The organism is Ensifer sp. VA4 (genome assembly GCF_055710065.1).
The window spans coordinates 24194-35542 of the sequence record NZ_JBVQPO010000003.1; the positions used below are offsets into that span (position 1 = coordinate 24194).

At 61.7% G+C, this 11349-nt stretch carries 7 protein-coding genes and 1 pseudogene; 3 read left to right on the forward strand and 5 right to left on the reverse strand.

The genetic code is table 11. The features are described from left to right. Positions 1-2: 2 nt before the first annotated feature. Positions 3-2966 (reverse strand): glycosyltransferase, encoded by a 2964-nt coding sequence (locus AC0C6X_RS05330; RefSeq protein WP_472952126.1) that lies wholly within the window; start codon positions 2964-2966, stop codon positions 3-5. Between the two features lie 768 nt (positions 2967-3734). Here AC0C6X_RS05330 and AC0C6X_RS05335 point away from each other — a divergent pair. Then, entirely contained in the window at positions 3735-4034 is a 300-nt protein-coding gene (locus tag AC0C6X_RS05335) for a hypothetical protein (protein ID WP_173518431.1), read from the forward strand. A gap of 98 nt (positions 4035-4132) precedes the next feature. Here the strand turns inward: AC0C6X_RS05335 and AC0C6X_RS05340 are convergent, their stop codons facing one another. Beyond that, positions 4133-5029, reverse strand: coding sequence for an NAD-dependent epimerase/dehydratase family protein (locus tag AC0C6X_RS05340; protein WP_472952324.1), 897 nt, complete (start codon positions 5027-5029; stop codon positions 4133-4135). 493 nt (positions 5030-5522) lie between these two features. Between AC0C6X_RS05340 and AC0C6X_RS05345 the strand changes: the two genes are divergently transcribed. After that, complete coding sequence (locus tag AC0C6X_RS05345) at positions 5523-6638, forward strand: hypothetical protein (RefSeq protein ID WP_472952128.1); 1116 nt, start codon at positions 5523-5525, stop codon at positions 6636-6638. A gap of 89 nt (positions 6639-6727) precedes the next feature. Here AC0C6X_RS05345 and AC0C6X_RS05350 read toward each other — a convergent pair whose 3' ends face one another. Next, on the reverse strand, positions 6728-8662 hold the full coding sequence (locus AC0C6X_RS05350) for a tetratricopeptide repeat protein (protein ID WP_472952326.1): 1935 nt from the start codon (positions 8660-8662) through the stop codon (positions 6728-6730). A gap of 15 nt (positions 8663-8677) precedes the next feature. Between AC0C6X_RS05350 and AC0C6X_RS05355 the strand changes: the two genes are divergently transcribed. Beyond that, the gene (locus AC0C6X_RS05355) at positions 8678-8914 is read left to right on the forward strand and encodes a hypothetical protein (protein WP_472952342.1); all 237 of its coding nucleotides are present in this window, start codon (positions 8678-8680) and stop codon (positions 8912-8914) included. Here the strand turns inward: AC0C6X_RS05355 and AC0C6X_RS05360 are convergent. After that, positions 8876-9049, reverse strand: a pseudogene (locus tag AC0C6X_RS05360) (hypothetical protein); the annotation flags it as partial. The gene AC0C6X_RS05355 and the pseudogene AC0C6X_RS05360 overlap by 39 nt on opposite strands. A gap of 44 nt (positions 9050-9093) precedes the next feature. Continuing rightward, on the reverse strand, positions 9094-11241 hold the full coding sequence (locus AC0C6X_RS05365) for a tetratricopeptide repeat protein (protein WP_472952129.1): 2148 nt from the start codon (positions 11239-11241) through the stop codon (positions 9094-9096). Between the last annotated feature and the right edge of the window lie 108 nt (positions 11242-11349).

Consider the following 11349-nt stretch of genomic DNA (forward strand, 5'->3'; position numbering starts at 1 on the left):
GCTCAGACCTCCCCTTTTGCCGGCTGCCTCGCGGCAAGGCCGTCATGCGGGCGATCATCGTGTCGGCGCTTCGCCAGGCTGCGTAGGTAGCCCGGCACGCCTGCAAGGATACCGAGACGCTCCATCCATACGAGTCGGCGCAGATAGTCGGACGGCAGCCGCGCGGTCTTCTCCGAAGTTGGTCCGGCCATATGCAGAATGCCCGCGGGAAATGCCACCGCAAGGCGCAGAGCCCGGCGCGGATCGTCGATCACGAGCTTCGTCAGGTAGGCGCCAAGGCCCATCCCGTAACAATAGGCCTGCCGACGCATCCCCTCCTCGCTCCGGCGATGGTAGTGCCAGATGATACCCTGCGGCTGATAGACGAGCTGGAAACCGGCGTTGACGATGGCGAAGAATGCAGCAAGGTCGTCACCCCCGCGCGCCAGCGTTCCTGCCCCAAGCGCGGCATCGAAACCGCCCACCCGGCGCAAGGCGCTGGCGCGAAAGGCCATGTTTGCCCCGGACCCGAACTGGCCGGCGGTGAACGGAAAGAGCACGCCTTTCGGCCGGTTCGCCTTGAGATCGTAGGCCCGGCGCTGCAGGCCCTTGCCGAAACCGCCGTGCCGTTCCGTCCAAACCTGGGCCCGCGTTTCCAGTTCGGCAGGGAGGATCAGGCCGGTTACGCAGCCAACCGTCCCATCCTCCTCCATCGGCGCCGCCATCGCCTCCACCCAGTGCCGGTCGAGCACAACGTCGTCATCCGTGAAGAGGACAATATCGCTCGATACATGGCGCAAGCCCGCGTTGTGGGCCCGTCCGAGTCCAGGCGTTGGCTCGAGCACATAGTGCACGCGACCGCGATAACGGGCAGAAAGCAGATCCGCGGTTGCAGTCGAGGCCGGCGCATTGTCGACGACGACCACCTCGTCCGGCGCACGCGTCTGGTCGAAGAGCGAAGTGAGGCAGCGGTCAAGGCTGTCTGCCCGATCGCGCGTCGCAATCACGACCGCGACCCGCTCTTTCGGACGCATCCGGTGCGCCGCGGTTGATGCCACCGACCTCAGAGACCCGATTTTTGCGACCAGATCGGCCGGCTGCACGAGCAGACCTTCATGTTCGAGTTCAACGATCGCGAGCGGCTGGGGTCCGGAACGGACAAGACAGAATATGCCGCCATAGGGAACGCCGTCCGGCCGCGAGAGATCGATCGCAGGAAGCGGTTTTTCCTGGTCGATGCAGACGACCTTGATCGGGCGGAAGGTGGTTGCAGCCCTAGAGGACTTTGCCATGAGATAACCCGCCGTTGTTAAGGCAAGGCCCGCGACAATGGCACCGGCGCGCATCAGCCCTCCGGCATCCAGCCGCGTCACCGCGTCGGCCACGCCGCGAACGACGCCTGCCGGTAGCGTTCGGGTCACATAGGCACGTTCAGCGCCAAGGGTTTCACCAGCTCCGACGGCCCTGACCACAGCGCTCTTCGATCGTCCCTCAGCCAGGCAGCGCCTGCGGAAGTAAGCCCAACGTGATCGTTCTGCCGTAACGTGATGATGAACCACGGCACCCGGGTCGTAGAGGATCACCGAATTGGGATATTGCCTATGCACGCGAATACATAGCTCCGTTTCCTCGCACCCAGCCGCGTCCTGGCCACTTCGGCCCATACCTTCGCGAAAGCCACCGACGACTTCGAATACCGATCGACGGAAAGACATGTTGCAACCGATGGGATTGCGAACGGGCCGCAATCCCACGGGGAGACCCCGGTAACTGCAACCGACGACCCATTGGAATTCTTCGGGAAACCACGACGGTCGGTCGCTTTGCCAGATCGGCAGGACCCCACCGCCAACGCCGACCACCGCCGGGTCGGCGTAGTGACTTGCCAGCCGCTCGAGCCAATCAGGTTCGGCAACCGCATCGTCGTCGAGAAAGGCAACGACATCCGTGGAGGCGCACGCCCGCACGCCGGTATTGCGCGCCCCGGATAAGCCTTGCGTCCCTTCGTTCGCCACCGCCTCGACTTCTGGAAAGGAGGCTCGGATCGCGCGCAGCAGCCGTTCGTTGTGATCGATAACGACGACCACCCGTTCGGGCCGCAGCCTCTGGTTCAGGACGGAACCGATGGCAGCACCAAGCTGCTCGCGGCGCTCGTCGGAATAAGCGCAGATGACAACCTCAATGGGGCACATGGTGGGCCTCAACCGGTTCGCTGGGTGCGGTTCCTGACAGCGGTGGCCGCCCCGCAAGCTGACACCAAGCCGCGTGATTGTCTTGAGCACGCGCCAGCCATCGGGAATCGTCCGAAGATTGCTGACACCATGAATGCGGGCATATTCTCGGCTCGGCAGTTCGGCGATGGTGAGGCCGGCCTGGAGGGCGCGGATGTTCATCTGTGTCTCGATTTCGAATCCAGTGGCGGACTCGACGCGCAGATGCGGCAACACATCACGCCAGAAGGCATTGTAGCCGTAGCAAAGGTCGCTGTAGCGTCCGCCGAAACGCAGACGGACCAACTGAAGCAATCCCCAGTTTCCGAGCCGCCGATACCACTCCATGTCATGCGTATCGCCACCCTGCAGGAAGCGCGACCCCTTGACGAAATCCGCACCGGCAAGCAGCGCGCCCACGAAACCGGCCATCTCCGCCGGATCGGCGGAGCCGTCAGCGTCGAGCGTGACGAGAATGTCGCCGCGTGCTGCGGCAAAGCCGACGGCAAGAGCAGCCCCTTTTCCGAGGCGGGGCTGCTCGATGACGACAATGTCCGGCATCAGGTCTCGCGCCGTGGCCACGGTGCCGTCGGAGGAATTTCCATCAACGAGGATCACCTCGTCGATCCATGCGGGGATGCGCGGCAGGACATGCGGGAGGTTCTTCGCCTCGTTCACCGTCGGCACGATAACACTGACACGCGGAACGGAAATGGCGCGGCCTATAGCCGCCGAGCGAAGCGCCGCTCTTAATGGTTTCTGAAATGGCTCACCCATTTGTTCAAATTCCTCGACCTAATGCTCAAATTCCTCAACCCAAAATATTGAAAGCAATAAACCCTTTCCCCCTGGCCAAATTTTTGACCATGGATGAACGGAAGCCTGTATTACTTGTGCGCATTCGCTTTTATTACAATATTCTAACTTTGTAAAATACCAACACTCCCCTCATAGATCAACATATTAGAGAATAGGACTCCAGTTGTTTTGAATTAATTCAATGGATAGGATCGCGCGTGACTTTATGACAGAAAAATGACAATGTATAGACCGTGATATTTGGACGACCCTAAGGGATTTGTCGAAATAGCTTCTTGGATATGTGCGATTTTATGGCGGAACTCTGGATATCGAGACAGTATCCAATCTTTGAGACGCGAGCTAAAGACTCTGCACATAAGCATCGCCTTACTGCTTGCCGAGGCAGAGGACGAGAAGTGCCACTCTCGCTCCAGTCGAGCCAAGAATCTGCACTTCGACCCAAGCCCAGTCGGCACAGACGACCAGCATCTCATCGGTCAACGAACCCGAAGAACCGCGCTCAAGTCGTGCTTACGCCATGACTTCCTCACCGAAAGAGCAGATCACAGCAAGAGTTAAACAAGTAAATAAGCGGACTTAACTGGCTGAATTTCTCGATTTCGAAATGAATGGCAGTTTATATTATTCGCAGACGAGACGAGATGCGATGGCATGAAGGTCCGGAATCGCGTATCATACATTATCCGAACGGATTATATTGTAGTTCAAACGTTAGCGAGACCGATGCAGCCGAAAGAACAGATCGCGAAGGCGCCGTCCGCAGACCCGGTGAAGCGGTGGATGGAGTTGATGGCTGAGTGGGAGGTTCTCTCGGCCGAACTTAGCGACGCTCGACGTGCCGTTGAACAATCACCTGCCGCAGAGAACGCCGCATTGGTAGAAGCCGAGGCGGCGTTGCTCGCCAAAGCCGCTGCGCTCAAGGAACAGATCGATCAGGTTCTGGCCGAGGCGGCCAGTCGGCGACAACCGATAAACGGCCCGCTCGTGGTCGGCACGCTGATTACACCGAACAAAGGCAAGTGACTCGGCCGGCGCTGGATCGTTCCAGCCAAGAGCAGCCTGCATTCCGGATACCGGCTTCGCGTTGCTGACGCGACGAAGTGGCGGGTACGCCGGCGGGGCTACCGCAGCAGCTGCGCCAGCCCGGTGCGCAGATCCGTCCCGCATTGATAGCCGAGGATCGCCTGAAGCGATTGTACGCATCCTTTGGAGCGCCGGACTTCCCCGAGTAGGCCGTCAACATGCTCGATCCGGCACCGAGAGTTCGTTTCCTCGATCATGATCCGCGCCAGATCATTGATCGCCGTCTCGACACCGCTGCAAACATTGATGACCGTCGCCCCCGGCCTGTCGCTGCCGATCGCGCGGATCAATGCCTCCACCACGTCGTCGACATACACGAAATCGCGGGTCTGCATGCCGTCGCCGTAGATAATGATGTTTTCGTTGTTCTTCAGTCGCTGTGCGAACTTGGTGATCACTCCGGAATAGGGTGACGATGGATCCTGGCCCGGACCAAACACGTTGAAGAATCGCAAGCCGGTCGTGGAAAGACCATAGACTTCGTATGCGGCGCGAGCGTGCAGTTCGCAGGAGAGCTTATCCGCTCCATAGGGCGAGAGAGGGACGCATTTGCCGTTTTCGGAAAGCGGCAGGTCCTGGCTTGCTCCATAAACGGCGGCGGAAGACGCGTAAACCAGCGGAAGCTTGGTGCCCGCGCGGGCGAGTTCCTCCACGATTGTCAGCAAGCCGGTAATGTTGATGGCGTGCGACGAGGTTAGTTGCCGATTGCAGCGCTCGACCGAAGCGACTGCCGCCAGATGGACGCAGGCGTCGACGCCGGCAAGTGCGCGGTGAACGGCTTCCCGGTCCAGAATAGAGCCCTCGACGAAAGTGACCCCGCTCGGGATGTTCTCAGGTTTCCCCGAACTCAAGTCGTCAAGAACCACGATATCGTGGCCGGTTTGCAGCAAGCGCCGCGCGAGATTTGCGCCTATGAAGCCGGCTCCACCAGTCACCAGGATCGTTTTCAAGTCGCTGCCCTCGCGCTGCTCTATGCCTCCTTAAACCGACCTCGACTTAAGGAAAAAGACATGCAGAAAATCAAAGTGCTAAAGCGATCTTTGCGCGTCTCATGAGGTGCGCTGCGCTGTAGCCCGTCCCGGATATTCGAACCCATTGCCTGGCCGGCGCAGGCACCGATCATCCAGACCATCCGGCGCGATGACCTTGCCCCGCAACTGACGCTCGCTTTTCTCGCAATATCAATCCTCCATTGTCACTAAGGCGCCGTCAAGGCTCTAGAACCAGCCCATTCGGCGTGGAGCGCTCGGTTAATATTATTGATTGCTTGCAAAGCTCCTCATGATACAAATGCAGCGTTTTAAGAAGCTGACCGAATGAAGATTGCAAGGGTTCGGACTGGTTCGACAGCCAGCTGACATCCATCACGTTTACTAGATATTTCCGCGCCAAGTCATTGTTATTGCGAAATTGCCGAGGCTTCTCCTGATGCCTGAGATTCGCCCCTTGCAGGCCCATGATCTCCCAGTTGTCGCCGACATGTTCCAGCGCGAACTGCGCAGGCAACGCACCCCGGCGCCGCCATCTCTTGCCGGCTACCTCAAACGCCTCTATTTGGACGCCACCAATAGTGACGTTGGGTCACCATCGCTCGTACACATCGGAGACAACGGCAATGTCTCTGGCTTTGTCGGCGTGACATCCATGCCTATGCGCTTCGCGGACATCAGGCTAAGCGCCTCGATCTGCGGGTCACTGATGGTCAACGCCGATCAGCGCAACGATCTCGCCGGCGCAAGGCTTCTCAAGGCCTTCCTGGCCGGCCCCCAGGACATCTCGTTCAGCGAGACGGCAAGCGATGTCACGGCACACATGTGGATGACGTTGCGCGGCTCGATCCTGATGAAATACAGCCTCGACTGGGTTAAGATCATCCGGCCAGCGAGCTTTGTCGTTGCGGCGGCCAAAGCGAAAGTTCCGCTCGCTGGCCTGGCAACTCCACTTGCGCGCCTCGCCGATGCGGGCCTCGGGCTCTATCGCAACGGAGATTTCTCGCGCTGGTTCGGCGCCAATGCGGCTACGTCGCAAACGGGTCGCTACACGCTGGCAGACATTGATGAGGAGGGTTTCTCGAGCCTCATCGGCCAGTTTACGTCGAAGTTCCCGGTGCATCCGGCATGGGACGATGCCTTGCTTCGGCGCATCATGTCGGATGCATCGACCAAGCAGGATTTCGGCGGAACGGTACGATGCACTGTATCCGCCCGGACGGGCACGATTATCGGAGCCTTCATGTATTTCGGGGGCGCTGGCGACATTGGTCACGTCCTCCAAGTGCTGGCCCTGCCCGGCGAAGCGGGAGCCGTGATCGACTGCCTGATCGCGCATGCGGCCGCAGCCGGCCTCGCCGGCATCAGGGGGCGAACTCAACCTGCGCTGCTGGAGGCGATGCTTGGCCGGCGGATATTCTTCTTCAACGTCAATTCGACGGTGGTGCACGCCCGAGATCCGGAACTCGTCCGGCAGTTTCAGGCCGGCAATGGTTTCTTCAACGGGCTCGTCGGCGAGCATTGGAGCCGCATATTCGGCGACCGGTTCGATTAGCGGCTCAAGGCAACGACGAGCGACACCAAACGCTGCGCACTCCGCATAGCCAGATCACATTCGCCCCGTCAGCGCGGTAGTGGCGGGATTTAGAACGCATAGGCGAGCATATCCCCAACCTGGCTGCTCATCGGTCCGAAACGACAGGCGTTTCGCATTGATTTCGACGCGCAATAGCGGTTGACGGCGCGCGTCGTGCGGCCCGTGAGCGTTCCGTTCAGCGGGCCGCTGTAGAAGCCGACCTCCTTGAGCCGGTATTGTGCGAGATAGATGTAAGCGTTCGGATGCGTGGTCCGCATCATGCGAATGAGAGATTGTCGCTGCTCCGCCGACAGTTCCTGCATACGGACCGCGACCGACTTAAGGTCACGCTGCGAAGTCGCTGCCGAAAACAGCATTTCCTCCACAATCCGGTCGCCTCGCGACAGCCGCGAGGAAACCTCGGCGAACAATTGCCGGGCTCGTTCCATATCGGCCTTGAAGAAGGTTGCGCGTCCATAGCGGCGGCCATCGCGGTAGTAGCTGATTAGGTGGCGTGCGGCGGCAATGTTGCCGTCGCTGGCGGCGCGCTCGAGGAGTGCCGCCGCACCCTTGGCGTCGCGCTTCGTGCCCATGCCGTAGATCATGGCGTCAGCGAGAGGAATGACCGCGTCCTTCAGGCCCATGGTTTCGGCCTCGCGTAGGGCGACAATGCCTTCGGGCGCTCTGCCGGCATTGCGCAAAAGACTTTGCGACAGCGCGGTCCCCAATATGAGAAGCCCGTAGGGATCACCGGCCCTTGCCGCCTGCCGATAATAGTCCGCCGCACGCCGACCATTGCTGGGCTGCAGCTTCTCTTCGCGGTAGAGATCGCCGAGCCTTATCAGGCCTTGCGTCCAGCCGAGCGACGCGGCCTCGGCATATTCCTGCATCGCCGCGTGCAAATCGGGTGATCCGGCATCGCCTCGCGCCAACAGGTCCCCCATCACGACATGGGCTTCGCCTTCGCCGCTCTCCGTGGCCTCCTTGACGATCGCGCGACCAGCAACGACATCCTGCGCGGTGCCCTGCCCACGCGCGATCATGGCTCCCGCTCGGACCGCACCGATAATGCTGCCGCGCGCGGCCGCCTGGCGATAATAGTCGAGCGCCTTCGGCAGGTTCACGGCGACCGTTTTTCCGTCACTGTAGAAATCGCCGAGACGCACCAGCGCGTCCGCTTCGTCGAGATCGGCAGCGCGCTCGTATGCTGCCACCGCGCCAGCCCCATCGACATCACCGGATTCCGGTTCGCGCAGGAGATCGCCGAGGCTGATCAGCGCCGCTGCGTTGCCGGCGTCCGCGATCCGTCGAACCATATTGCGCCCCGTTTCGACGTCGCGGGGCGTGCCAGAACCGTGCGCCGTCATCTCGCCCAGCCGCAGCAGCGCGTGGGTATTGCCGGCGTCTGCGGCGCGCTTGTAGTAACCGAATGCCAACCCCACATCGGGCGGAAAGGGGGGGGCCGGGTTCGTTCCGCTGTAGATGTCACCGAGCAAAGTGAGCGCCTCTACATCTCCCGTGTCGGCCATCGACCTGATCGTGGTCAGTGCATGTTCGACATCCTGCTCAGTCCCAAGCCCGCGTAAGGTCAATTCGGCGACACGCAGCTGTCCGAGCGGAAGCCCCACCTCGGCGGCCCTTTCGTAGAACTCGAAAGCCTTGTCGAAGTCAGGTTTGCCGCCACGACCGCCCCCGACCAGATCTCCCAGGCTCAGCAGCGCGTCCGAGCGTCCAAGCGCCGCCGCCCTGGCATAGGCCGCCTTGGCACCCTCGATATCGACAGGCCCCGCATCATCCCCGCTCAGCAGATCGCCAAGCGAAGCGAGCGCATAAACATTGCCCTTGTCGGCGAGGGAGCGCACCAGTGCGCGTCCAGCCGCCACGTCCTTCGCAGTTCCTTCGCCACGCGCCAGCATTTCGCCACTGCGCAAGATGCCGGTTGCGTTGCCCACCGCCGCGGCGCGCCGGTAATATGCGTAGGCGCGCGGCAGATCGATCGGCACGGCCGTTGCGTTCGCATGGCTGTAGAACCCTCCCAGCAGAGCAAGCGCCGTGCCGTCGCCTCCGGCAGCAACTTCCTCGATGAGCGAGAGCCCCTCCGTGACATCGGGCTGCGTACCTTGACCAAGAATGCGCATCTCGCCCACACGGAGCTTGGCCGCCACGCTGCCGGCATTGGCCGCCCGCTGGTAATATTCCAAAGCCTTGGCAGGGTCGCGGTCGGCATTGTCCTCATCGCTGTAAAGATCGCCTAGCCTCAACAGCGCTTCGGCATTGCCGGCGCGTTCGGCGATGCCGGGATTACCGGACGCTGGAGTACTATCCCCATCAGCGGCCGTTTCCGCCGACCAGGCAGCACCCGCCAGGTTCAGAACGACCACCGACAACACGAGATGAGATATCCGCCACAACGCCAAACTCCCTTACGAGTTACTCAATGCTGAGCGCCGTCATCCAGCGCCACAGCTGAAAGGCCCCCAGCCTCAACCGCCCTCAGATAATATTCAGCCGCCTTCTTACCGTCCGCGGGAACGCCCCTGCCGTCGCGATAGAGATCTCCAAGCCGGAGCAAGGCGTCGACCCTTCCCAGCTTGGCCGCACTCTCATAAGCCGCAACCGCGGCCCGACCATCAACCGGCCCAACGGCGCCCGACAGATGAAGATCGCCGAGCACCACATAGGCATAGGGGTCCCCCCCAACGCCAACTTGCGTGAGCATGGCAAGGCCTGCCGCAATGTCTTGTGCCGTGCCTTCGCCGCGGGCGGTCATCTCGCCCTGCCGCAACCTGCCGGTCGCGTCACCGGCAAGCCCGGCCCTGCGGTAATAATCGAATGCCTTGCCGGGATCGGCAGGAACCGGTCCACCCTGGCGATAGATGTCGCCAATACGCACCAAGGCGTCGTAACGCCCATGCTCGGCCGCTTTCTCATAGGCACGCACGGCTTCCGGCACATTGGCGGCCCCCACGGAACCATCGGCCATCAGATCTCCCAGCGAGACGAGTGCATTGCTGTCGCTGGCATCGGCCGCCGCACGCACCAGCGCCAAGCCGGCGGCGACATCCCTGGCGGTGCCCTGGCCACGCACCATCATCATGCCAGCCATCACCTTGCCATCCAGGCTTCCGGCGTCAGCCGCCTTCCTAAAATAGCCGTAGGCCCGGGTGGGATCGGCCAGCAATATCCCGTCGATGCCACGCTGATAGGTCGCGCCCAGCAGGTTGAGCGCATTGGTGTCCCCGAGATCGGCAAGCGCGTTCATCTGTGCGAGACCCCTGGCGACATCGCGATCGGTACCCTGCCCGAGCAAGGTCATTTCACCGACACGGAGTTTGCCTGCCGAATTTCCCGCCGTCGAAGCCCTGCCGTAGTAGGCGAACGCCTTGGGCAGATCCTGCTTCACCGCACCGCTGCGGCTGTAGAGATCACCGAGCCGGATCAGCGCATCGGAATGGCCGAAGGTCGCGGCCTTTTCGTATGCGGCGACTGCGCCCGGCACGTCCACCGAAGCCACGGTCGCATCGCTCAAGAGGTCACCCAGCGCAATCAGCGCGAAGGCGTCGCCATGATCGGCGAGACCCGCCAGCATTGCGCGCCCGGCCTCATAGGATTGGTCCACACCGCGGCCGCGCGCCAGCATCTCGCCGGCGCGCAAGATGCCGGTCTCATCCCCGCTGTCGGCTGCTCGGCGGAAATAGCCGTAGGCTCTGGCAAAATCGACCGAGATAACGCCACCGTCCGAGCGACTGTAGAGAGAGCCGAGCAAGACGAGCCCAGCGGGATTTCGCGTGCGCGAAACCACGTCTTCGATCATCGCCAGCCCGCCATCGACATCCTGTGTGACGCCTTGGCCCAAGGCGGTCATTTCGCCAATGCGCAGTTTCGCCGGCTCATAGTCCAAGCTCGCGGCCTTTCGGTAAAGGGCCATCGCACGCGCCGGATCCAGGGCCACCATACCTTGGCCGGCCGGACGATAAAGGTCGCCCAACAGCACCAGCGCTTCGGGATTGCCGGCGTTGGCAAGTGCCTCAATCATTGCGAGCCCCCTGCCGACGTCACGGGCAACACCTTGACCGCGCACCAGCATTTCGCCCACGCGCAGCTTGCCATCGTCACTTCCGGCCTTGGCCGCCTGATCATAGAAGCGAAACGCCCGGCGCGGATCGGCTGCAACCACCCTGCCCTGGCTGTAGAGATCCCCCAGCCGCAACAGCGCATCAGCGCTCCCCATCACCGCCGCTTCCATGTAGAGTTTGGTGGCGGCGAAGGGGTCGGCCGTGGCGTCTTTGACAGGGCCGACCAGATCAGAGGGTGGAATGATTGCGTAGAGAGCACCCGGCCGATCCGGGTTGCCGAGCCTGCGATAAAAGGCGAGGGCCGCATCCGCTGCTGCAGCGGTTGTCTTGCCGTCACGGTAGAGATCGCCGAGCGCCACGTAGGATCCGGCCAAGGCCCTGACGAAGCCATCCGGCTGTTTCGGTTGCCCGGTATTCTCGCTCTCAAAGACCAGTGGCGGTACCGTCGGGAGGTTCTCCCCGATGCTGGCTTGCGCCGACATTGCCGACAACACGGCGCTGGCCAACCAAAACCATCCGATACGCATGCGCCCAAGCTCCCGACACGCGCGCTGCATCAAAAACGCAGCACAGCCAAAAACGGCAACATAAAAAACAAGCACTGCATTTCCCGG